The 22,575-nt window shown below is 64.8% G+C and carries 22 protein-coding genes and 1 pseudogene; 10 read left to right on the forward strand and 13 right to left on the reverse strand.

The features are described from left to right. Nucleotide 1: 1 nt before the first annotated feature. On the forward strand, nt 2-2,182 hold the full coding sequence (locus tag WFP44_RS07470) for an outer membrane protein assembly factor BamB family protein (RefSeq protein ID WP_336925804.1): 2,181 nt from the start codon (nt 2-4) through the stop codon (nt 2,180-2,182). Nucleotides 2,183-2,273: 91 nt separating this feature from the next. Here the strand turns inward: WFP44_RS07470 and WFP44_RS07475 are convergent, their stop codons facing one another. From WFP44_RS07475 to WFP44_RS07485, 3 genes are all read right to left on the reverse strand, one after another. Continuing rightward, nucleotides 2,274-3,749, reverse strand: coding sequence for an aldehyde dehydrogenase (locus WFP44_RS07475; protein ID WP_336925805.1), 1,476 nt, complete (start codon nt 3,747-3,749; stop codon nt 2,274-2,276). A gap of 97 nt (nt 3,750-3,846) precedes the next feature. Next, nucleotides 3,847-6,048, reverse strand: a complete 2,202-nt coding sequence (locus WFP44_RS07480) for a PQQ-dependent dehydrogenase, methanol/ethanol family (RefSeq protein WP_336925806.1) — start codon at nt 6,046-6,048, stop codon at nt 3,847-3,849. Beyond that, nucleotides 6,045-6,953, reverse strand: a complete 909-nt coding sequence (locus WFP44_RS07485; RefSeq protein ID WP_336925807.1) for an SDR family oxidoreductase — start codon at nt 6,951-6,953, stop codon at nt 6,045-6,047. The genes WFP44_RS07480 and WFP44_RS07485 overlap by 4 nt, the downstream gene beginning before the upstream one ends. Nucleotides 6,954-7,027: 74 nt before the next feature. On the opposite strand from WFP44_RS07485, the gene WFP44_RS07490 reads away from it, so the two are divergent. Both WFP44_RS07490 and WFP44_RS07495 read left to right on the forward strand, forming a co-directional pair. Beyond that, entirely contained in the window at nt 7,028-7,525 is a 498-nt protein-coding gene (locus WFP44_RS07490; RefSeq protein ID WP_336925808.1) for a nuclear transport factor 2 family protein, read from the forward strand. A 56-nt stretch (nt 7,526-7,581) separates the two neighbouring features. Beyond that, nucleotides 7,582-9,129: a tannase/feruloyl esterase family alpha/beta hydrolase gene (locus WFP44_RS07495; RefSeq protein WP_336925809.1), complete on the forward strand. Its 1,548-nt coding sequence runs from the start codon at nt 7,582-7,584 to the stop codon at nt 9,127-9,129. A 116-nt stretch (nt 9,130-9,245) separates the two neighbouring features. Here WFP44_RS07495 and WFP44_RS07500 read toward each other — a convergent pair whose 3' ends face one another. From WFP44_RS07500 to WFP44_RS07515, 4 genes are read right to left on the reverse strand one after another with little or no spacing between them, the layout of a single operon-like run. Then, nucleotides 9,246-9,788 carry a hypothetical protein gene (locus tag WFP44_RS07500; protein WP_336925810.1) on the reverse strand — a complete coding sequence of 181 codons (543 nt, stop codon included), beginning with the start codon at nt 9,786-9,788 and terminating at the stop codon, nt 9,246-9,248. Next, the gene (locus WFP44_RS07505) at nt 9,788-10,225 is read right to left on the reverse strand and encodes a c-type cytochrome (protein ID WP_336925811.1); all 438 of its coding nucleotides are present in this window, start codon (nt 10,223-10,225) and stop codon (nt 9,788-9,790) included. The genes WFP44_RS07500 and WFP44_RS07505 overlap by 1 nt, the downstream gene beginning before the upstream one ends. Further along, a complete protein-coding gene (locus tag WFP44_RS07510) occupies nt 10,222-11,793 on the reverse strand; it encodes an FAD-binding oxidoreductase (RefSeq protein WP_336925812.1) in 1,572 nt (523 codons plus the stop codon). Before WFP44_RS07510 ends, WFP44_RS07505 begins: the two co-directional genes overlap by 4 nt. A gap of 14 nt (nt 11,794-11,807) precedes the next feature. Continuing rightward, the gene (locus WFP44_RS07515; RefSeq protein ID WP_336925813.1) at nt 11,808-12,572 is read right to left on the reverse strand and encodes an SDR family NAD(P)-dependent oxidoreductase; all 765 of its coding nucleotides are present in this window, start codon (nt 12,570-12,572) and stop codon (nt 11,808-11,810) included. A gap of 111 nt (nt 12,573-12,683) precedes the next feature. Between WFP44_RS07515 and WFP44_RS07520 the strand changes: the two genes are divergently transcribed. The 3 genes from WFP44_RS07520 (at nt 12,684) to WFP44_RS07530 (ending at nt 15,564) form a co-directional block, all read left to right on the forward strand. Beyond that, on the forward strand, nt 12,684-13,538 hold the full coding sequence (locus WFP44_RS07520; RefSeq protein WP_336925815.1) for a DUF8021 domain-containing protein: 855 nt from the start codon (nt 12,684-12,686) through the stop codon (nt 13,536-13,538). A 101-nt stretch (nt 13,539-13,639) separates the two neighbouring features. Beyond that, the gene (locus tag WFP44_RS07525) at nt 13,640-14,863 is read left to right on the forward strand and encodes an MFS transporter (protein WP_336925816.1); all 1,224 of its coding nucleotides are present in this window, start codon (nt 13,640-13,642) and stop codon (nt 14,861-14,863) included. Next, the gene (locus WFP44_RS07530; protein ID WP_336925817.1) at nt 14,860-15,564 is read left to right on the forward strand and encodes a VIT1/CCC1 transporter family protein; all 705 of its coding nucleotides are present in this window, start codon (nt 14,860-14,862) and stop codon (nt 15,562-15,564) included. Before WFP44_RS07525 ends, WFP44_RS07530 begins: the two co-directional genes overlap by 4 nt. 23 nt (nt 15,565-15,587) lie before the next feature. On the opposite strand, the gene WFP44_RS07535 is transcribed toward WFP44_RS07530, so the two are convergent. Next, the gene (locus WFP44_RS07535) at nt 15,588-16,016 is read right to left on the reverse strand and encodes a nuclear transport factor 2 family protein (RefSeq protein WP_336925818.1); all 429 of its coding nucleotides are present in this window, start codon (nt 16,014-16,016) and stop codon (nt 15,588-15,590) included. A 1-nt stretch (nt 16,017) separates the two neighbouring features. Then, a complete protein-coding gene (locus WFP44_RS07540) occupies nt 16,018-16,518 on the reverse strand; it encodes a MarR family winged helix-turn-helix transcriptional regulator (RefSeq protein ID WP_336925819.1) in 501 nt (166 codons plus the stop codon). A gap of 137 nt (nt 16,519-16,655) precedes the next feature. Here WFP44_RS07540 and WFP44_RS07545 point away from each other — a divergent pair, with 137 nt between their 5' ends. Next, a complete protein-coding gene (locus tag WFP44_RS07545) occupies nt 16,656-18,131 on the forward strand; it encodes a lignostilbene-alpha,beta-dioxygenase NOV2 (RefSeq protein WP_336925820.1) in 1,476 nt (491 codons plus the stop codon). Nucleotides 18,132-18,149: 18 nt separating this feature from the next. On the opposite strand, the gene WFP44_RS07550 is transcribed toward WFP44_RS07545, so the two are convergent. Further along, nucleotides 18,150-18,314: a hypothetical protein gene (locus WFP44_RS07550; RefSeq protein WP_336925821.1), complete on the reverse strand. Its 165-nt coding sequence runs from the start codon at nt 18,312-18,314 to the stop codon at nt 18,150-18,152. Between the two features lie 169 nt (nt 18,315-18,483). On the opposite strand from WFP44_RS07550, the gene WFP44_RS07555 reads away from it, so the two are divergent. Genes WFP44_RS07555 through WFP44_RS07565 form a run of 3 tightly spaced genes read left to right on the forward strand, consistent with a single transcriptional unit; the run spans nt 18,484 to nt 21,028 of the window. Then, nucleotides 18,484-19,536, forward strand: a complete 1,053-nt coding sequence (locus WFP44_RS07555; protein WP_336925822.1) for a hypothetical protein — start codon at nt 18,484-18,486, stop codon at nt 19,534-19,536. Next, nucleotides 19,529-20,020 carry a hypothetical protein gene (locus WFP44_RS07560; protein WP_336925824.1) on the forward strand — a complete coding sequence of 164 codons (492 nt, stop codon included), beginning with the start codon at nt 19,529-19,531 and terminating at the stop codon, nt 20,018-20,020. Before WFP44_RS07555 ends, WFP44_RS07560 begins: the two co-directional genes overlap by 8 nt. A gap of 24 nt (nt 20,021-20,044) precedes the next feature. Further along, nucleotides 20,045-21,028, forward strand: a complete 984-nt coding sequence (locus WFP44_RS07565) for a DUF8021 domain-containing protein (RefSeq protein ID WP_336925825.1) — start codon at nt 20,045-20,047, stop codon at nt 21,026-21,028. A 72-nt stretch (nt 21,029-21,100) separates the two neighbouring features. On the opposite strand, the gene WFP44_RS07570 is transcribed toward WFP44_RS07565, so the two are convergent. From WFP44_RS07570 to WFP44_RS07580, 3 genes and pseudogenes are all read right to left on the reverse strand, one after another. Continuing rightward, nucleotides 21,101-21,598 carry a DUF1097 domain-containing protein gene (locus WFP44_RS07570; RefSeq protein ID WP_336925826.1) on the reverse strand — a complete coding sequence of 166 codons (498 nt, stop codon included), beginning with the start codon at nt 21,596-21,598 and terminating at the stop codon, nt 21,101-21,103. Between the two features lie 196 nt (nt 21,599-21,794). After that, nucleotides 21,795-21,932, reverse strand: a pseudogene (locus WFP44_RS07575) (OmpA family protein); the annotation flags it as partial. A 22-nt stretch (nt 21,933-21,954) separates the two neighbouring features. After that, nucleotides 21,955-22,575, reverse strand: a complete 621-nt coding sequence (locus tag WFP44_RS07580) for a GyrI-like domain-containing protein (RefSeq protein ID WP_336925827.1) — start codon at nt 22,573-22,575, stop codon at nt 21,955-21,957.

Raw genomic sequence — 22,575 nt, forward strand, 5'->3', positions numbered from 1 at the left:
TATGCGCGCAGCCGCAAAATTGGCGCTGGGATGCGCAATCGCCGCACTGGCTCTTTCGCAAGCGGGCGCGCAAGGGGTGGCACAGCCGCTGGTGCCCGATTTTCCGCCAGTCACCGATGCCGAAATCCAGAACCCCGATGCCGGTGACTGGCTCAGCTGGCGGCGCACGCTCAACAGCTGGGGCCATTCCCCGCTCACCCAGATTGACCGCAGCAATGTGGGCCAATTGCGGCTTGTCTGGGCGCGCCCGCTGCCGCCGGGGCATCAGGAAGGCACCCCGCTGGTGCATGACGGCGTGATCTATTTCCCCGGCCCCAGCGATGTGATCGAGGCGATCGACGCGCGTTCGGGGCAGATGCTGTGGCAATACCGCCGCCCCTTGCCCGAAGATATCGGCCAGTATCTGCCGGTCTACGACACCACGCGCAATCTGGCGATCTACGGCCAGCTCATCATCGGGCAGGCGGCGGACAATTACCTCTATGCGCTCAATGCCCGCACCGGCGAACTGGTGTGGGAAACCCGGATTGCCGATTACCGGCAGGGCGCAAAGATCAGCTCTGGCCCGATCATTGCCGATGGCCTCGCGATCACGGGGCGGTCGTGCGAGCCCGAAGGCGGGCCTGCCGCCTGCGTGATCGTGGCGCATGATGCCACAACGGGCCGCGAAGTCTGGCGCACGCCGATCATCGCGCAAGGCGATGATCCCAATGATGCCACCTGGGGCGGCGTGGCGCTGGAAAGCCGGCAGCAGGTCGGCGCGTGGATGATCGCCAGCTACGATCCGGAATTGAAGCTGATCTATATGGGCACCAGCGTTTCCGCGCCCGCGCCCAAGATTTCGCTCGCGGGGCCCGATCACGATTACCTCTACCACAATTCCACGCTGGCGCTGGATGTGCGCACGGGCCGGATTGTCTGGCATTACCAGCACATGGTCGATCACTGGGATCTGGACCACACCTTTGCCCGCATTCTGGTTGACCAGCAGGTCGCGCCCGATCCGGCGGAAGTGGCGTGGATGGCCCCCGATATCGTGCCGGGGCGCACCTATCGCACGCTGACAGGAATTCCGGGCAAGGTGGGCGTGGTGACCACGCTGGACCGCGAAACCGGCCGTTTCCTGTGGGCGCGGCCCACCGTGCGCCAGAATGTGATCGAACGGATCGACGGGGCGACAGGCCGCGCGCATCTCAACCCCGCCACGGTGCCGCTGGAATACGGCACCAGCCACGAAGTCTGCCCCGGCCCCACCGGCGGGGCGAATTACATGACCGGCAGCTACAGCCCCGACAGCGCCACGCTGTTCATGCCGCTGGCCAATCTGTGCGCGCAAATGACCGCAGTGGACCCGGCGCAGAACCCCGGCATCTACGGGATGAGCCAGCAGATCGCGATTGTGCCCGAAGCCGAAGGGATGCTGGGCAGCCTGTTCGCGGTGGACGCGGTGACGGGCCGCACCCGCTGGGAGAGGCGGCAGCGCGCGGGGTTCCAGTCGCTCATCACCACGGGTGGGGGGCTGGTATTTGCAGGGGACGCAGGCGGGTGGTTCAGCGCGCTGGATCAGGATACGGGCGAGGAATTGTGGGCGATCAATCTCGGCTCCTCGGTCACCGGTTATCCGGCCAGCTTTACCGTGGATGGGCAGCAATATGTCGCCGCCTCCACCGGACGCTGGCTGTCCGATGCCTTCACGCCCGAACTGACCCACGGCACGCAGAACACGCTGTTCGTGTTCGCCTTGCCACAGGCCGGGATCGGCGCGCGTGGGCCGGTGCGGCCCTTCCGGCTGGCAGGCGGCGCAGCAGGCTTTGACGATCCGGCGCTGGCGCAAAGCTTCACCCGCAATGCCAGCGCGGGCGTGTTCACCGCCGCACAGGCACTGGAGGGGCGGGCTGTCTATGCCCGCGCCTGCGCCGCCTGCCACGGCACCACGTTCCAGAGCGCGCCCGGCGTGCCGCCGATTACGGGCGAGGCCTTCCTTGGCAAATGGCGCGGGCGCAGCGTGGGCGATCTGTATACCTACACGCGCACCAATATGCCCACCGGCGCGGGCGGATCGCTGCCCGCGGCGCAATATCTGGCGCTGGTGGCCTTCATGCTGGAAGCCAATGGCTACCCCGCAGGGCAAACCGCGCTGGACGGGGACGAGGCGATCCTGCGCAGCCTGGGGATAGACTGAATTCCCCCCCCGGCCCCTCCCGCAAGCGCGAGGGGGACTCACTTTTTCTCCCCTCCCGCTTGCGGGAGGGGTTAGGGGTGAGCCAGCGACCTTAGGCCAAAGGCCCATCGACCAGAATGGTCTTGGTCTCGACATAGCCCCAGATGCCTTCATCGCCGCCTTCGCGCCCGATGCCCGATTTCTTGAAGCCGCCAAAGGGCGCGGTCCATTCCATACGCATCCCGTTCTGGCCTACCACACCGGTGCGCACCTTGCGCGCGATGTCATAGGCGGCCTGCGGATCATTGGTGAACACGCTGCCGTTGAGGCCGAACTGGCTTTCATTGGCGATGCGGATCATGTCCTCCTCGTCCTCTGCCGGGATCAGGCAGAGCACCGGGCCGAAGATTTCCTCCTGCGCGATGCGGCTGGTGTTGTCGACATTGGCAAACAGCGTCGGTTCGATGAAATAGCCCTTGTTGAGATGCGCGGGCCGCTGGCCGCCGGTGATGAGGTCGGCGGTCTTCTTGCCTTCCTCGATATACATTTCCACGCGGTCGCGCTGGCGACGCATGGCGAGCGGGCCAAGCTGCGTGGCGGGATCGTTGGGATCGCCGATCTTCACTTGCCGCATCACGCCCGCAATCGCCTCGGCCAGCTCGTCATGCCGGGCTTTGGGCACGATGGCGCGGCTGAGCATGGCGCAGACCTGCCCGCTCATCACGGTGATCGTGTTGCCCAGGATCTGTGCGGCGGCTTCAGTGGGGAAATCATCCCGGATGATCGCCGCGCTCTTGCCCCCCAGTTCCAGCGTGCAGCGCGTCATATTCGCCCCGCACACGCTGGCAATATGCATCCCTGCCGCGCTCGAACCGGTGAAGCTGACCTTGTCGAGACCCGGATTATGCACCAGATGGTCGGCCGCCTCGCGATCTGCGGGGACAAGGTTGACCGTGCCCGGCGGCATCCCGGCCGCCTCGGCTGCCTCGGCGATGATATAGGCTTCGAGCGGGGTTTCCGGGCTGGGCTTCATGATCACCGAACAGCCCGCGATCAGGGCATAGAACACCTTGTTCGCCATTATCGCAAACGGCCCGTTCCACGGCGCGATGGCCGCAACCACACCCACCGGCTCGCGCACGATGCACACGGTGTTCACCGCCATGCCGGGGCGGCGTTCCTCCCACTGGAAGCGTTCACCCAGACTGGCAATGCCGCGAAGGCCCGCCACAGCGCCTGCGTGCATCCCGGCCGAGGCGACCGCCAGCCCGCCGATCTGCGCGGTCCACGCCTTGGCCAGTTCGGGCACGCGCTTTTCCAGCTCGTCAATCATCCGCATCAGATGCGCCATGCGTTCCAGCGGCGGGGTGAAAGGCCAGGGGCCGTGATCGAAGGCGGCACGCGCGGCGGCGACCGCCCGGTCCATGTCGACATTGTCCGCATGAGCGACGCGGGCCACGACTTCCTCGATCACCGGATTCTCGATCTCGATCATCGCGGCGGTGTGCGGGGCGACCCATTCGCCGCCGATGAACAGCTTGTCGGGATGGCGGATATTCACGCCTTTGGGAAGTGTAGCGGCGGTCATGGTCTCTCTCCTGTTTGGTGTGATCCCCTGCGAATGCAGGGGCCTCGGGCTGTGTCGGCACAAGGTCCCCGCCTGCGCGGGGACTCACGGATTGGCATCAATAACTCGAAAGAATGGTGAGCGACTGCGTATCGAGCGGCAGGCCGCGCCGCTGCAATGCCAGCTCGCGGGTGCGCAGCTTGGCCTGCGTGTCGATCAGCCATGCGTGGATGGCCTTGACCTGATCGGGGGTCAGCCGGTCGTCCCATTTGGGCATCCCGCGCGGCACCAGCAGGCCGCCCAGCACGATCTGCTCAAAGCCTGCGTGGACGCCCTCGTTCATGCGGCGCAGATCGGGCAGCGGAGCGCGCGGCTGGTTCGAATGGCAGATGCTGCAATTGGCCATGAACAGCGCATTACCCATCGCCAGCATTTCGGGCGTGGCATCGGCATATTGTTGAGGGGGCGCAGGTGCCGGTTCCAGCGCGGGCAGATCGGCGGGGATTGGCACTTCGCCCCCGCCCAGCTTGAACACCAGCAGGCGGTTGGCATTGCCCTTGGCATAGGCGGCGGAATAGCCGGGGGTGAAGCCCCAGCCGCCTCCGCCCCAGCCTGTCTGCACCGCGACATATTGCACGCCGTCCACCTCGTAAGTCATCGGCGCGGCCATGATGCTGGAGCCGGTTTCGATGCGCCACAATTCCGCGCCCGTATCGGCATCGCGGGCGAACAGCGTGCCCGCCAGATTGCCGTGGAACACAAGGCCGCTTTGCGTGGCGAGCGCGCCGTGGCGGTCCTGCCAGCCCATTGACGGCACCGCCCACTTGGTTTCGCCCGTCAGCGGGTCGATCGCGCGCAGTTCGCTGGTATAGGGCTGGTCTTTCACCCATTGCCATTGCGGGTGGCTTTCCACCGCGGCGCGCACGGGCGGGGGCAAGGTGGGCGCGGCCGCTTCCAGATCGGGCGTGAACAGGATAGCGGCGCCTGCATTGAGGAAGTTCTCCTCGCGCTTCACATCGTCCACCGGCCCCGGCAGCCACAGCAGGTTCCCCATATCCAGCACATGCGCGAAATAGAGGCCCCGCGTGGGATCGTAGGCGGCGGGATACCAGTTGCGCGCGCCGGGCGATCCGGGGAACACGATCTTGGGGCTGGTCGTGTAATCGGCCTGATCCATCCGCATCTTCGGGCGCTGCGTCTGCAAATCAAACCCGTCGGCCCAGTTCACGCGCACAATCGCATTGGCGGCCAGCGCGCGGCCGGTTTCGCGGTCCACCACGAAGAAGAAGCCGTTCTTGGGCGTATGCAGCACCACGGGCCGCGTCTCGCCATTCACTTCCAGCTCGGCCAGGGTCATCGGCTGCGTGGCGGTGAGGTCCCAATTGTCCTGCGGGGTTTCCTGAAAATGCCAGTTCACCCGGCCCGTCTTGCGGTCCAGCGCGACGAGCGAATTGAGGTAGAGGTTATCCCCCCCGCCGGGGCTGCGGATCGCCTGCGGATAGGGGCCGCCATTGCCGGTGCCGATAATGACCTGATCGAACACGGGATCGTAATTGATCGCATCCCACACGGTGCCGCCACCGCCAATGTCCCAGCGCGTCTGCTCGCTCCAGGTGGCGAGAGCGGCGTCGAGTTCGGGGTTTTCCTGCGGCCCCGTGGCAGGATCGCGCGGCACGGTGAAGAAGCGCCATTCCTGCGCGCCGTCGGACAGGCGATAGGCGGTGACATAGCCGCGCGTATCATATTCCGCCCCGGCATTGCCGATCACCACCAGATTGCCCGCCACTTCGGGCGCGCCGGTCACGGTGTAGCCGCGCGTCTTGTCGACGATGGTGTCAACCTGCCATTCAATCGCGCCCGTTTCGGCATCGAGCGCGTAAAGCACCCCGTCGAGCGCCGCGACCAGCACCTTGCCTTGGGCGACGGCAAGGCCGCGATTGGCCCAATCGCAGCAGGCAGAGCGCGCGATCTGCATATCCATCTGCGGGGTGAAGGTCCACAACTCCTCCCCCGTCGCCGCGTTCAGGGCATAGACACGGCCCAGATTGCCGCTGGCATACATCACCCCGTCGATCACGAGGGGGGTCGATTCCTGCACGCGCGCCGTGCCAAGGTCATATTCCCAGGCAAGGCCGAGCTGGCCGACATTTTCCTTGGTCAGACCGCCCAGGCGTGAAAAGTAGCTTCCCGCCCAGTCGCCGCCATTCGTTTCCCAATTGGCCCCCGCGCCATAGGTGCTGGTATCGATATCGGGCACATCCTCGCCGCAGGCCACCAGCGCGAGCGGAAGGGCGAGAGCACGAACAAGACGACGGATCATGCTGGCCACTCACCCCTGTATTGTTCCAGAACGCTTTTCAGGCTGCGCGGCTTGCGCCCGGTGATGCGCTCCACATCGTCGCTCAGCACGGCAAACAGCCCTTCGCGGATGGACTGGCCGAAGGTGACCATGCCTTCGCTCGCCCACGGGATCGGGCCATCGGGCACAATATCGCTCGCCTTTCGCGGCACGCCCAGACTGTCGAAATAGCGGTACATCCCCTCGTCATCGACGTGCTGGAGTTCGATGGGCTTGCCCGCCATGTCGGAAATCATCGCCACCGCCTGCGGCACCGAAAGCAGTTCCGGGCCGGTAATGTCGTAGGCCTTGTTCTCATGCCCGTCCTGCGTCAGCACGCCCACGGCGGCGGCCACGCAATCGTCGCGGCTGACAATCGCCACCGTGCCATGCCCGGCATTGTCGGGCTTTGAGCCAGCCAACAGCGCGGGGATCGCCATCGCGGTCGCCACCGCCTCGGCATAGAGGCTGTTGCGCAGGAATGTGTAATCCGCGCCCGATGCCTTGATGATCTGTTCGGTGTTGTAGTGGTCTTTCTGTTCGACGCCGGGATGTTCCGCCATCCCGCCGCCAATGACGGAGGTGTAGACGATATGCTTCACCCCGCCCGCCACCGCCGCATCCACCGCGTTGCGGTGCTGCTGAACCCGCGTGCCCACGCGCAGGGTGGAAATCAGCAGCAGCTTCTCCCCCCCTTGCATTGCCGTGGCCAGCGATGCCGGATCGTCAAAATCGGCGTAGCGCACGTCTGCCCCCCGCGCGGCGAGGTCAGCCAGCTTGTCGACATTGCGCGACAAGGCGATCACTTGCGCGCCTGCGTCCAGCAATTGCTCCGCCGCCGCATGGCCGAAATGGCCCGATGCGCCCGAAACGATGATCTTGCCCAAGAATCCTCTCCTTCTCTTGGCGGAGATACTAACGGGTGTTACGGTTGACGCAACATAGCATAGGGAGAGAATTGATGCCGCAGCTTGCCATTGAAGACCGCTTGGCCTTGCAGGATCTGATTGCCGATTATTCCTGGGCGCTCGATACCGGCGATGCCGAGGCGCTTGTCGCCTGTTTCACCGAAGATTGCCTGATGAGCGAGGAGGTCTTTGACGATCCCGACATCTGGCACGGGCACGATGGCATTCGCGGCCTGATGAAGCATTACGCCAATGCGCCGGGCTTTCCGGGCCGCCAGCACCATGTGACGCAGGTCAAATATTTTCCGCAAGGCGATGGCAGCGTGAAGCTGAAGAGCTTTGCCTTCGTCACCGAATGCGAGGGCGAGCCGCCTTACACGCTGCGCTTTGCCGGTTGGTATGATGACCACGCGGTCAAGGGCGCGGACGGGAAATGGCGCTTTGCGCGGCGGATCGTGCGGCTGTGGGATGGCGAAGTGCTGAAAAACTTCCCCGGCCGCGGCCACTGGGTGCCGCGCAAGCGCCCCGACAGCCTGATCATCCGCAAATAGGGCGCTTGCGAAGGGCAGGCACGCGCGGCAAGAAGGCAGGAACAGGGGAGAGACAAATGCAGTTGAAATCCGTGCTGGCCGCCGCCAGTTCCATCGCCGTGCTGGCCATAGCCGCACCTGCACTTGCAGCGTGCGAAGATCTGGCCGGGATGCCGATTGAGGGCGGGCGGGTGACGTCGGCCGAGGTGGTGAATGCGGGCGGATTTGTTGCGCCCGCCAATCCGTTCGGCCCGCCGCCGGGCATTGCCGCCTCCCCCTTTGCCGATGTGCCTGCCTTCTGCCGCGTGCAATTGACGCTGACCCCCACATCTGATTCCGACATCACATCCGAAGTCTGGCTGCCGCTGACGGGGTGGAACGGCAAATATGTGGGCGTGGGCAACGGCATCTGGGCAGGCTCGCTCTCCTATACCGAGATGGGCCGCAATGTGGTGCGCAGCTACGCCACTGCCGCCACCGATACCGGCCACACCGGCAACGGGCTGACCGCGGAATGGGCGATCGGCCATCCGGAAAAGCTGGTCGATTTCGGGCACCGCGCAGTGCACCTCACCACCGTGGCGGCAAAGGCGGTGGTCGAGCGCTTCTATGGCCGCGCGCCGACCCGCTCCTATTGGAACTCGTGCTCCACCGGGGGCCGACAGGGGCTGATGGCGGCCTATCGCTACCCCGATGATTTTGACGCAATCAGCGCGATGGCCCCGGCCAATCCAATGACCGATCTGATGACGCAGACGATGTGGCAGGGCTGGCAGCCGCAGCGTTTTGGTGCAGCGATCACCCCGCAGGTGCTGGGCGCCGTGCACGCTGAAGTTATCCGCCAGTGCGACGCGCTGGACGGGTTGGCGGACGGGCTGGTGGGCAATCCGCTGCAATGCCGGTTTGACCTCTCCCGTGTCGATCTGACGCCGGAACAGCGGCAGGCCATGGCGCATATCTATGGCGGGGTGCGCGACAATGCGGGCAATCTGCTTCTGCCCGGTTGGCCCTATGGCAGCGAGATGCAACTGGCCGCGCTGGTGATGGGGCAGGAGCCGTTCCCGGTGGCGATGAGCTATTTCCGCGACCTCGTCTATTACGGGCGCGAAGACTGGAACTGGCGCACCACCGATTACGCCGACTATGTCCGCGACGGCGCGGCCTATGGGGCGGGCATCCTCAACGTCCCGCATGATGGCCTTGCCGCTTTCTTTGCGCGCGGGGGCAAGCTGCTCCTGAGCCACGGGTGGAATGACGGCCTCATCCCCGCGACCAACACGCTGGCCTTCCATCACAGCCTCTATAACGCGCTGCCTGCCGCGCAGCGCGACGCGCAACTCCGCCTCTTCATGGCGCCGGGCATGGATCATTGCAGCGGCGGCGAAGGGCCGAGCGTGTTCGACACGCTGGGCGCGATTGATGCCTGGTCGACCACCGGCACCGCACCCGAACGGCTGATCGCCACGCGGCCCACACAAGGCGGCGGCGGAATGCCCGGCGGCCCGCCTGCCCCTCCGCGCGAGCCGATGGAGCGCCCGCTCTGCGCCTGGCCGTTGCAGGCGGTGTATGACGGGGTAGGCAATCCGGCGGTCGCATCCAGCTTCCAGTGCCGAATGGGCGGTTAAATGCGAGTTCCCCCCCTCCCAAGCGGGGAGGGGTTGGGGGGGTGGGGGTTCAGCTTCTCTTGGGAGGAACCCCCATCCCAACCCTTCCCCAAGGGGAAGGGCTTTCGGGTACGATCCTAACCGCGCGGCACCAGCAACCAGCCAAGCGCCATATGCGTATCGGCAAACCAGCCGCTGTCCTGCTCCTGCGGCACAATGTCGCCGGCCGGATTGGCAGCCCATGCGCCGAATGCCTCTGCCCACAGCGGCCCTGCGCCCACCGCCATGCGGGTGAGCGCGATGAAACCGGCATCGCAGCTATTGCCCGCACAGCCCTGCGCATCGCCGGTCAGTTCGGCGGCAAGCATATAGCCCGCCTCTGCCGCAACTTCCCCGATCAGCAGCGCGTCAGCATGGCGGGTAATGCCTGCGATCAGCGCGGGGCGCGTATCCACCAGCGCGCGGGCAAAGCGAATCACATCGCCCTCCACCGCCATGCTGGGTCGCCCGGCAGCCGCGCCGGCGGCGGCAAAGCGGTTGCCCGCCGCCAGCCCCGTATCGTGGACAAGCCCGGTATGGCTGCCGTGCTGCCAACGCCAGCGCGCCAGCGCCGCCACGGTCGGCACGGCCAGCGCGCCGGCCACGCCGCCGGCGATCAGATTACGCCGTGTCAGCTTCATCACGCGCCCCCTGCCACGGCGTGCGGGCCAGCCGCCAGATAATCGGCAATCGCCTGCAACTGTTCATCGCTCACCTCGCCACGCGGGATCGCGGGCATATTGCCGATGCCGTTACGGGCGGCGGTGATGATAAACTGGGCGGGCAGGCCGCCGCGCGCCTCCAGCAACGGTTCGGGTCGCCCGGCGCGTTGCAAAAGGCCCGTGCCCATGCCGTTGGGGCCGTGGCAGGCGATGCAATATTCGACATACAGCGCCTCGCCCCCGATGACGCCGGGACGCTGCGCCATGGTGATGGGTTGCGGCATACCCGGCGGCGGGCCTGCCGGGCCGGCGGCGGCAGGAGCGGCCTCGCCACCCGCATTCTGCGCCACGGCAACGCCCGCGCATCCGGCCAGCGCCACCGCCAGCGCAGTTCCGAAAACGACAGCCTTCCTCATGCGCCGGCCTCCTCTGCACCGGGCCGCCCGTAAGCGCCCCAGATCCCGCTCTTGCCCGGCGCGATGATGCCGTTGGGGTCGAGCGCGTGTTTCACCTTCTCGTTCAGCCGCCGCATCGCGCCATTATTGAAATCATAGGTGTCGGCGACAAGATCCATATAATCCAGATGGGTGCGGTATTCGCCATAGCCGTGCTGCTTGGCATCGGCCACCAGCGTGCGGAAGAACGGATCGACCCGCGCCATCATCGCCGGATCATCCTTGTTGAAAATCATCGCGTTGACATTGGTCAGGTGCCTTTCGCCAAAGGCGAAGCTGCCTTGGTAATCCATGCCGTATTCCTGATAGCGAGCATAGGTGCGGCGGAACTGCGCCAGCGCCTTGTCGCCGTCCTGCTCGATAATCGGTGAAAAGCCGATATGCCCGCCGCGCCCGCCATACCAGTTGACGTTCTGCATGGGGAAGGTGATCGGCGTGCCTGTCCAGCCGGAATATTCCATCGGCTGCCCCTTCACCCAGCTGGTGGGACGGATGGAGAGCGGCCCGGCATTGCCCATCGCGGTTTCGAGGATCTTGTAGGCCGCCTTGTTGACCTCCTCGCGCCCGTATAGCCGCAGGGATACGCCCCACCAGCCGATGTTGAAGCGGCGGCGGATCGCATCGATCACATCATCGGTGATCGCACCGGGCTTGTCGGTCCAGTCAGTGCGGCGCGTCAGCACAGCCGCGGCACGCAGCCAGTTGCCGATGCTGGGGCTTTGCGTCAGCACCCGTTCGCGCCGCAAGGGGGCGATGGTGTCCACCATCACCTTCAGGTCTTCGGGCCGGTCGAATTCGACATCCATGCCCATCAGGCTTTCGGGTTCGGGCATCATCCACATACCCATTTTGGTCACGATGCCGAAATTGGACTGGACGAACATCTGATCCCAGCCCGGCCCAAAGCCGAAGGGATAAGCCTGCCAGGTGGGCGCATTGGTAAACGCGCCCATGCCGGTGCGCACCAGATCGCCATCGGGCAGCACCACTTCCAGCCCGCAGATGTTCTTGGTGTGCTCCCCATAAGGGGTATAGCCCACGCCCCGGTCGAGCGCATTGCCCATCACGCTGCCCCAGCTGTTGCCGGGGGTGGAAAGCCAATAGGGCAGATTGTTCGCCTGCACATAATCATACAGGTCGTAGAAGCTGACGCCCGGCTCGACGATCACCGTGCCAAGCTCGGCATCGAATTCGATCCGCTTCATGCGCGACAGGTCGAGCACAACGCTGCCCGCCAGCACCGGCGCAGTGCCGCCATAACCCAGATTCTTGCCCCGGCTGATGGGGAACAGCGGGAGGCGGTACTGGTTGGCCACGCGCACCACCGCCTGCACTTCCTCAACGCTTTCGCACGCCACCGCGCCCGCCGGGTGGTGCAGCGCATCATCCACCGCGAACTTGTCCATGTAGGAGCGGCGGTCGAGATCCTCGAAGAACACCTTGCCGCTGCCCAGCACGGATTCGAGCGCGCGGCGCGCCTCGTCCATTTTCTGCGCGGTGAAGCCGGGGGGAAGCGGAATGTCAGCCATGCATTTTCACCTTGTCAGCCGGCCGCCCATTGGGTGCGGGCGGGCGGGCGCGTGCCGGCGTCCAGCCGGATCACCTCGCCATTGATAAGCGGGTTTTCGATAATGAACAGCGCGGCGCGGGCGAACTCCTCAGCTCTGCCTGCACGGCGCGGAAATTCGGCATCCTTCAGCAGCTCGGCCACGAAGGCTTCCGGCAAGAAGGACACCATCGGCGTTGCCATGAAGCCCGGCGCAATCCCGGCGCAACGTATGGCATGGCGCGACAGGTCGCGCGTCCAGACCAGCGTCAGGCCCGCAAGGCCCGCCTTGGCGGCGGTATAGGCGCTCATCCCCTCCTGCCCTTCGTAGCTGGCGATCGAGCAGGCGTTGATGATGACGCCGCGCTCCCCATCCTCGCCCACTGGCTCGGCGCGAGTCATCAGATGGGCGAAATGCGCGGTGATGGTGATCGCGCCCAGCAGGTTCACATCGATCACCTTGCGGATCGCCACGACATCGCCCGGCCCTTGCGCACTGGCGATGGGGCCGATGCCGCCGATCCCGGCACAGTTGATCAGGATATGCGGCGGCCCGTGTTCAGCCGCAACCTGCGCCGCGGCGGCAGCCACCTGCGCCTCGTCCGTCACATCGCAGGCGATGAAGGACGCAGCCTGCACAACTTCACCGCCAAGATCGAGGCTGACCACGCGCGCGCCCCGCGCCAGCAGCGCCTCGACACAGGCGCGGCCAAGGCCCGAATTGCCGCCCGTCACCACCGCCAGAAGTCCCTGCGGATTCATCGCGCCTGTCCGATCCTCTCTCGCCATGTGCCGCGCGATTCTGCTGCGCGACTTTAACGAGCGTTACTTTTGATGTAGTGTCGCCCCAAGTCAAGCAGAGGGGAGAGCGACTTGGCCGAGAGGGATGAACTTTACGCCGTAATGGACGCCTATCTGGCGGCACTGGCCGCGCGCGATGCGTCAGCCGTGCCTTTTGCGGCAAAGGTTTTCACCACCGAAAACAACGTGGAAATCGCCCCCGGTGATGGCTGCTGGAACACGGTCACCGCGCTGCATCCCTATCGCCTGCTGATGGCGGAACCGGATGCCGGGCAAGTCGCCGTGTTCACCGCGCTGGAAGAGACCGATGCGCTGAACCCCGCCTGCGTCCGGCTGGAAGTGGGCGCGGATGGCTGCATCACCGGGGTGGAAACGGTGGTGGCGCGCAACAAGGATGAGGGCTTCCCCTTTGGCCCGCAGCATTTTGTCGACAAGCCCGAAATGACGCTGCCCGTGACCCCTGCCCCGCGCGCTGAACTGGTGGACATCGCCAACGGCTATTTCGAGACAATCGAGCGGAACGCCGGCACCATCCGCACCCGCTTTCATCCCGAATGCAACCGGGTGGAAAACGGTGTGCAGACCACCAACAACGCCGATTTCCCGCTGCCCATCGCGCGGCTGGGATGCGCGGAGCAGTTTGCGCTGGGCTGGTATCGCTATGATGACGAACTGCGCGGCCGCCGTTTCCCGCTGGTGGATAGGGAACAGGGCATCGTGCTCGCCTATGGCTTTATCGACCATTCGGGGAAGCTGGGCGATTACACGCTGACCGACGGCACCCCGGCGCGCAGCCCGGTGCGCCGCCCCCATTCCTATTATCTGGCCGAAGCCTTCAAGATCGTGGACGGCGCCATCCGGCAGATAGAAGCCGATTTTCTCACCGTGCCCTATCGTATGCCCAGCCCGTGGGACGCGCGGAGGTAATTTTTCCTGCCGCTTGCGAGAGGGGTCAGGGGTGGGCATGAAGGACGCATAAGCTTGCCGGCGAGGCTACTTCTTCGCGGGCGGGAGGGGAGAAACACTTTATGATCCAGCCGCGCCACATGGCCGCGCTTGCTTTGCTTGCGGGCGTGTTCATCATGGAAGGGTTCGATATTGCCGCGATGTCGATCGCGGTGCCGCGGCTGGATGAAGCGCTGGGGCTGGAACCGGCCAGCTTTGGCTGGGTGTTCACCGCGCTGTTGATCGGCCTTGGCCTGGGCGGCGCGCTGATTGCCCCGCTGGGCGACCGGTTCGGGCGGCGCGCGCTGATCGTGGGCGGGTGCCTGGCGACGGGCGTGTTCACGCTGATAACCGCCACCGCAACATCCGTGACCGAATTCCTCATTTGGCGGCTGCTGACAGGTCTGGCGCTGGGCGCGTGCCTGCCCAATGTCAGCGCTCTGTCGAGCGAGCTTGCCCCTGCCGGGATGCGCGCCACGGTGATGGCGGTGGTTTCCGCAGGGATTCCCGTGGGCCTTGCGCTGGCGGGGCTGTCGGCACCGCTGCTGATCGCGGCGGCGGGATGGCCAATGCTGTTCTATACCCCCGGCCTGTTCGCCGTGCTGCTGGCCGCCGCACTGTGGGTGATTCTGGACGGGGGCAAACCTGCCCGCGCCGAGGCAGCCGAGCCCAGATCCCTCGCAGCCAAGCTGCCGCAATTCACGCTGTTTGCCCGGCCATGGGCCTTTCCCTTTGCGGTGTTCTCCACCATGCTCGCGCTCAATGCGCTCAATCTCTATCTGCTCAATTCCTGGCTGCCCACCGTGCTGCCGCAAGCCGGCCTGACGATGGATGTGGCGGCGCAAGTGGCCGGCGTTGCCAATCTGGCGGGGCTTGCCATCGGCATCGGCGCCAGTGTGCTGATGGATCGCTGGCGCAAGGGGCTGACGCTGATGCTGCTGTTCGGCAGCATGGCCGCCAGCTTTGCCGTGATAGGCCTGACCGCGCCCGATACCGCGCGCTGGACGCTGCTGCTGATGGTGGGCGTGGGCGGCGCGAATGCGGGCGGCATGGTGCTGCCCGGCCTTGCCGCCTATCTGTTTCCCGCGCGCCTCTTGTCGAGCGCGGTGGGCATGGGCGTGCTGGTGGCGCGGCTGGGCGCCTTTGCCGGGCCGCCGCTCGGCGCGGCGATGATTGCCGCCGATGTGCCTGCGCGCACATTCCTTGGCGTGGCGACCTTCCCGGCGCTTGCCTGCGTCGCTGTGGCGCTGCTGGTAGGCCGGGCGCTGCTGGTCAAGGCACGCGCAGAGGCGAAGGATACCGCATGAGCCGCCTGCATATCCATTCCGAAACCCACGCCGTTTCGCGCATAGGCTGGCTGCGCGCCGCCGTGATGGGCGCGAATGACGGGATCGTCTCCACATCGAGCCTGATTGTCGGCGTGGCATCCGCCGATGCGGACAAAAGCGGCGTTCTGGTGGCCGGCATGGCGGCACTGATCGCGGGCGCGATGTCGATGGCGGCGGGCGAATATGTCTCGGTCAGTTCGCAAGCGGACACCGAAAAGGCTGACCTTGCCCGCGAGACGCGCGAATTGGCCGAATTGCCCGATGCCGAACTGGAGGAACTGGCCAGCATCTACCAGAAGCGCGGCGTCTCCCGCGAAACCGCGCTGGACGTGGCGCGGCAGATGACCGCGCACGATGCGCTTGGCACCCATGCGCGGGACGAGCTGGGCATTTCGGAAGTCACCGCTGCGCGCCCGATTCAGGCGGCGCTCGCCTCTGCTCTCACCTTCAGCGTGGGCGCGGCCGCGCCGCTGGCCGTGGTGCCATTGGTACCCGAAGCGATGCTGGTGCCCGTTGTGGCGGCGGTGTCTCTCGCCTGTCTTGCCTTGCTCGGCGCGCTGGGCGCAAAGGCGGGCGGAGCGCCGCTTGGCCCGTCAGTCCTGCGCGTCAGTTTCTGGGGCGTGCTGGCGATGGTGGTGACGGCGGCCGTGGGCAAGGCCTTTGGCGCGGTGGTGGGCTAGGTCAAAACGCAGGGGCCGGAACCTTAGGGACGAAAATCGAGGCTGCCGATCCGTTCGGCAAAGCGCCAGCCCTCATCGGTGCGCACCACAAGATCGGTGAAGGTGCCGATCAGCGGACTTTTCGCATCCTGTACCGGCAGGCCCCCGTCCCCGACAGAATTCCCCATATAGAGCACAATCACGCTGCGCGCGCGGGCGGTGTTTTCGTCCACCACATCCACCAGCACATTGGCGATGGTGTGGCGCTGGGCGCGCGCGGGGCGGGCGAGGAAACCTTCCAGGATCGCATCGCGCCCGCGCACCGGATCGCCCCCGCTGGGGCGGCGGAACAGCGCGTCTTTGGTATAGAGTGCGGCGCAGGCGTGCCAGTCGGCATCGTCATTGGCCCAGGTATAGGCGTGGATCAGCCGCGTGACATCGGCCTCGATCGCGCGGCGCTCATCCGGCGTCATCTCATTCCCCTTCGGGCCGCGTCGCTTCGAGGAAGGCGCTCCGCCCCGATGCGTCCTTCGCTTCCAGCCGGGCGATCATGCCCGCCACCAGCTGCGTCAGCGCGGCGATATCCTTCTGGTCCATTCCGTCGAACAGATAGGCGGCGACCTTGTCGGTCTGCGGGCGCATCGCTTCGTACAGGCGCTGGCCTTCTTCGGTCAGCGTCAGCCATTTGCGGCGGCGGTTGCTCTCGTCGCGGACCACGGCCACGCGGCCATGCCGTTCCAGCGTGGCGACCGCGCGGCTGACGCTCATCACATTCACCCCGGTCAGCTCCGCCACCTCGTGGCTGGCCGTGCGCCCCAACGCGCCGATCGTCATCAGCAGGCGAAATTCGTTCAGGCTGATGCGATAGCGATGCGCCAGATGCGTGCTGAACGGCGCCATCAGCCGGTTGTTCAGTTTCAGCAGATCATGCAGCAAAGCCGCATTGCCCGCCATTCCCCCCTTTGTGTCACCCACCTTGGTCGAACCCTTCGAATTTGCGCCCCGTCAATGCGACCCGGCTTTGCGCCCCATATTGGCAAAGCCTGTTTGCGCCAACACTAACACCTGTTAGCATTGTTGCACAGGAATCACATATCGGGAGAGATGGGGCAATGGCAGCCTTTCCGCAAACCATTCATTTCATTGGCACCAACACGCCGCGCCGCGTGGAAATGGCGGTGCGCAATCTGGACGTGGAAGGCACGATTCCGCCCGATATCGAAGGCGCGTTTTTCCGCGCCGTCCCCGACAATGCCCATCCGCCAATGTTCGCGGATGATATCGCCCTGTCCGCCGACGGGATGATTGCCAAGTTCGATTTTACCGGCGGCGCAGTCGATTTCGCGATCAAATATGTCGAGACCGAACGTTACCAGCTGGAACGCGAGGCGCGGCGCGCGCTGTTCGGCAAATACCGCAACCCCTTTACCGATGATCCTTCCGTCGCGGGCAAGGACCGCACCGTCGCCAACACCACGCCGGTCTGGCACGCAGGCCGCCTGTTCATGACCAAGGAGGACGGGCGCGGATACGAGGTGAATCCGCACACGCTGGAAACCGTGGGCAAGTGGGATTACGAAGGAAATCTGAAATCCCAGACCTTTACCGCACATCCGCGCATCGATCCGGTGACCGGGGAGCTGTTCTTCTTCGGTTACGAAGCGGGCGGCCTGTGCGATCCCCATGTCGCCTATTGCATCGCGGATGCCGACGGCAATCTGGTGAAGGAACAATGGTTCGAACAGCCTTACCTCTCCACCATCCACGACTTCGTGATCACCGAGAAATACGCGATCTGGCCGATCTTCCCCACGCTGGCCGATCTGGACAGGATCAAGGCTGGCGGGGAGCATTGGGCGCACCGGCAGGATCTGCCCAGCTATATCGGCATCATGCCGCGTTACGGCGATGTGCGCGAAATGAAGTGGATCGAGGGGCCGCTGGGCGTATCCTGTTTCCACGAGGTCAACGCCTATGACGACGGCGATCTGGTGCATATCGATCTGTGCCTGTCGAGCACCAATGCGTTCCAGTTCATGCGCGAGGCGGGCGGGATCCATATCGCGCAGCAGGACATTCAGGGCGCGCTGACCCGGTGGACGCTGGACATGGGCAAGGACGCCCCCACGCTGACCGAGCGGCCGCTTGGCCCTCCGGGCGATCTGTGCCGTCTGGCCGATGCCGATCAGGGCCGCCCCTATAACCGCGCCTGGTATCTGTCGATGAACCCCAACGCCAAGGGCCCGCCAATGCTGGGCGGCCCGGTGGGTGTGAATTTCAATTGCCTGCTCAGGATCGAGCCGGGCAATGGCCGCATCAGCGCGATGGAACTGCCCCCCGGCGCAGGCATCAGCGAACCCGCGCACGTCCCCTCCAGCGAGGCGGGGCATGGCGGCTGGCTGCTGAGCGTGGTGGATATTCCGAACAGCCCCAACCCGGCGGATTACGCGTCCGAATTGTGGATTGTGGAAGCCGATGCGGTGGAGCGGGGACCAGTCGCCAAGGTCAAGACAGGCCTGCCGCTGCGCAGCCAGGTGCATGGCACCTGGGTGAGCCGCGCCAGATTGGATGCGTCCTGCGTGAAATAGCGCGCGTGGCGCCTTCGGTCAGACCAGGCGGCTGATGGCGAGCGCCAAAGCGCCAGTCCAGAACACGCCCAACCCCGCCAGCGCGAGGCGCCAGAACACGGCGCGCATATGCTGCCGGTGCCGGCATTCCGCATCCGCCAGCGGCGGATCAGCCGCGATATTGCGCAAAGCAGTGCTTGCCATGGCACGTCTCCCTTCCGCTTCCCGGCATCCCCGCCAGCAAGCGATGCACCATGGATTAGCAAGGCAGGGTAAATATTCTCTGATCGCGCGCAAAATACAGCATCCGCTGTGCAAGCTGGCCCTTGCGTCCGCCACGCAGCGGGGCATACTCGCCACGGGGAGAGAAGCGATGACATACAGGACGCTGCTGGCCGCCACGCTGGCTCTTGGTCTTGTTCTGGGGGGCGCGGCGCAAAACGCTGCGGCGCAGGACCAGTCCCTTGACGATCAGATGGCCGCGCGGTTCCAGCCGCCGCCGCCCGGCTGGCAGATGCCGCGCACCGAATGGGGCGATCCTGATCTGCGCGGCAAATGGCCTGTCGATTATCTGGGCCAGACCCCGCGCGAACGGCCCGTCCAATTTGGCACCCGCGCCTTCCTGACCGATGCAGAATATGCGTCCGCCTTCGAGGAGGCGCAGTCCCAGCTCGATCGCTATGACGAGGAAGTGGAAGTTGGCGTGATGAGCATGGGCCATTGGGCCGAACGCGGCCATCCGCTGCGCCAGACGTCGATGGTGGTGGAACCCGCCAATGGCCGTTATCCGCCGCTCACCCCGATGGGCCAGCGTTTGCGCAGCGAAGAACGCACCAGCTGGAACACCGAAGTGTTCGACCGGATGGAAGATTTCGGCATTTTCGACCGCTGCCTGACGCGCGGTATGCCCGGATCCATGCTGCCCGGCGCCTATAATGGCGGCATCCAGATCTTCCAGTCGCCCGGCCTTGTCGCGATCCAGCTGGAGATGATCCATGAAACGCGGCTGGTCTATCTCGACGGCCGCGCACCCCCACCGTCATCGGTGCAATTCGACCTTGGCTATTCCGTCGGCCATTGGGAAGGCGACAGTTTGGTGATCGAGACGACCAATTTCCGCCCCGGCATGGCAATGGGCCCTGCGCCCAATTCCGCTCAACTGCACATTACCGAACGCCTCACGCTGATGAACCCCGATCAGGTGCGCTATGAAGCCTGGGTGCGCGATCCGCTGGTGATGGAAGGGCATTACAAGCTCGACATTCCCTGGCTGCGCGACGAGGAATACGGAATGTTCGAATATGCCTGCCACGAAGGCAATGTGCAGATCCGCGGCTATATCACCGCGACAAGTCCGCGCTTCGCCGCCGAGCGTGAGGCAGCATGGGCCGCGCAGCAGCACACATCAGGGACACCGAATGACTGACCAGCCCCAGACAGCAGCCCAGAATGATACCGAGGAACTGGCAGGGCCCGCGATCTTCTGGATCTATCACCTCAGCCGGATAATCTTCGGTGGCTGGTGGCTGTTTTCGGGTCTGATGCATTTCCTGTGGCCGGAAATCCAACCGCTGGGCAATCACCCTGCCGCGCGCGATTTCACGCTGGCTCTGATGGCCAGCGGATTGTTCGATATCATCAAGGTGATCGAGGTGATCCTTGGCATCACCATCCTTCTCAACCGCGCGATGCCGCTCACCATCATTGCGTTGGTGCCGATCAATCTGGTGATCGTGTACTGGAATTTCGTGCTGGATGAAGGCGTTGTGGAATGGACGTTCGGCGCGATGTCCATTTTGTTCAATGTCATTCTCGCCTGGCCCTGGCGCCGCTATTTCTGGCGTCTGTTCACCTGGAAAGGCCGCGCCGATTTTTCGACCGAGCCGGGGATTCAGGATTACCGCATCTGAGCATTCGTCATGGGAGAGAGCCGAATGAAATCCACCCTCGCCGCCGTTTTGGCCACCACCGCACTGGCGCTGGCCGCCCCGGCCGCCGCGCAATCATCCGCTCCGCCCGTTGCGGGATGCGACCGGGCGTGCCTGATCGCGCTGGCCGATACCTATGCGCAGGCGCTGATCGATGATGAACCGGGCGCGGTGCGCTGGGCCGGAAATGCCGTGGTGATGGAGAACCTTGCGCGCAGCCGCCCCGGTGAAGGCGCGTTCGACACGATCACTGGTGAAGGGACGGACAATTACGCGGTGCACGTGGCCGATCCGGTCAGCGGGCAGGTGGGCCTGCTCACCATGATGGTGGAAGGCGATGCGCCGGTTCTGGTCGGCATCCGTCTGAAGCTGGACGCCAGCGGCGCGGTGGAGGAAGCCGAGCATCTGATCGCCCGCAATCTGTCCGAAGCGCAGCTTGCCAATCTGCAATCGCCGCGCAGCCAATTGCTGATGCCGGTGCCGGCCGCCTATGCCGACAGCCGTTCGCGGCTGATCTGGCTGGGCGCATCCTATTACGATGCGCTCGATCTCAACAATTCGCGCTTTTCCAACATGGCCGATGATTGCGTGCGCCACGAAAACGGCTTCCAGACCGCGCGCAATTCCTTCACCCGGCCGGGCGTGGTCTTTTCCGACAGCGAATTCGCCTATCTGGGCGGCCTTGGCTGTGCGGCGCAGATCGATACCAATATGTGGGAATATATCGACACGATCGAAAACCGCCGGGTGGAAATCGCGGATGAGGTGACCGGCCTCGTCTGGGGAGTCAGCCATTTCCACCATGCGATGGACAAGGATTACACCCCGCTGATCGGGGTGCCATGGTTCGAAAGCCGCGATATGCGCCGCTTCAACGCGTTCGATATGCCCGCCATCCACATCTACAAGATATGGGGCGGAGCAATCCACGAGATCGAGGCGCTGGGCATTGTGATGCCCTACCAGTCGCCCCACGCCTTTGTGCGGTAAAAATCTGATCTGAAAAGAAAAAGGGCGGGGAAGCACAATGCCTCCCCGCCCTGATTTCTGGTCTGAGCGCGGTCAGGCCTTTTTCGTCAGCGCATTGGCCAGCAGTTCGGATACGAAGCCGAACACCGCACCGATCACGATCGAAATCACCACCGGCAACAGCGCCTCGGTTGCGCCCTTGACGCCCAGCGCAATCGGGCCGGCGACCGCAGCGAAGCCGTAAACACTGGCCGGAATGACCGAGAGCTGCGGGATCTTGCTCGCCAGACAGATCACGAAAGCACCAAGACCGACAGTAACCGAAATCGCCCATGGATCACCCAGACCCGCCAGCGGCCCGCTGGCCAGAAGCACGGCGGCCACGCCCACCAGCGCGCCGAAAGTCATGCCCAGAATAGCGGTCATCAGCCCCTTCGTGCCGGCGCCCGACTGGAAGAAGCAGCCCCAGGCGATAAAGGACACCCAGACCAGCCCGGCAATGGCGGTGGACGCGCCCGGCCCGAAATAGAGCCAGGTATCCAGGACGGCCAGCACGCCGACCGAAACTGCAAGTGCAAGATATGCGGACATCAATCTCTCCCTCCCGAAACGATTTGCCCAAAAGATTGGTCGTTTTCGTATCCCCGCTCCGGTGTTTCCCGGATGCGGGCAGACAAGGGGTAAAGGAAGCAGGACGCGCCGACAATAGCAGCCAGGAAACACCCATGAAAAAGGGGCCGGAAGGTTCCCCCTCCGGCCCCTGTTCTCGTGTTGGTGAAACCGAACCCTAGCGGCCCGAACGCGGACCGTAGGTGATTTGCACGCGGCGGTTCTGCAGTTCGCGCACACCGTCGGCGGTGGGAACGCGGTTTTGCGTTTTGCCGAAGGCTGCGCTGCTGATGCGTGCCGCGGGGATGCCGCGACCGGCACAGGCGGTGATGGCCTTATCAAGCGCTTCGGACGGGCTGGCGCAAAATGGTCCGCAACTTTTCCGGCGCAGTGCGGCGCGGATCGCTCAAATAGATTTCGTGGTGATGCCCTGCAAAAGTCAGGCCGCGTGCGGGCATGATCTGCTTGTGCAATTCGGCCAGCTTGGGTGCTTCTGCGGCAAAAGGGCCGAGATGGAAATGTTGCAGGCACCGCCCCTCATCCAGCATGGCTTGGCGCACGGCGGAAAGATCGGCCGCCTGCCTGCGTGTGGCCGCCTTGCGCGCCAGAGCCTGCGCCAGATGCTCCGCCGTAATCCATCGCGGCACCATCAGCATCAGCGTCCAGCACCACTCCTCCCGTCGATCATCTGCATAGGCGTCCAGCCGATCGGACCACCACAGCCCTTCCAGCACGGGCACGGCGTAATCGCGGCCCAGTTCCTGCTTGCTGAAGAACTTCAGCGCATAAGCCGCGGGATAAAGCGCTGAGAGAGCAGCGGTGTAATCCTGCCCGCCCGGCGGCCCCCGGCCATCCACCATAAGATAGGGAAAGGGCGGCAGAAAAATCTCTTCCCACCCCTTTGTGAGCGCTGTGAAATAGCCGCGTTCCTGCTTTTTGAGATCAACCTTGTCCGCCAT

Origin of the sequence: Alteraurantiacibacter palmitatis, from assembly GCF_037154115.1 — a bacterium.
GTDB lineage: Bacteria > Pseudomonadota > Alphaproteobacteria > Sphingomonadales > Sphingomonadaceae > Alteraurantiacibacter > Alteraurantiacibacter palmitatis.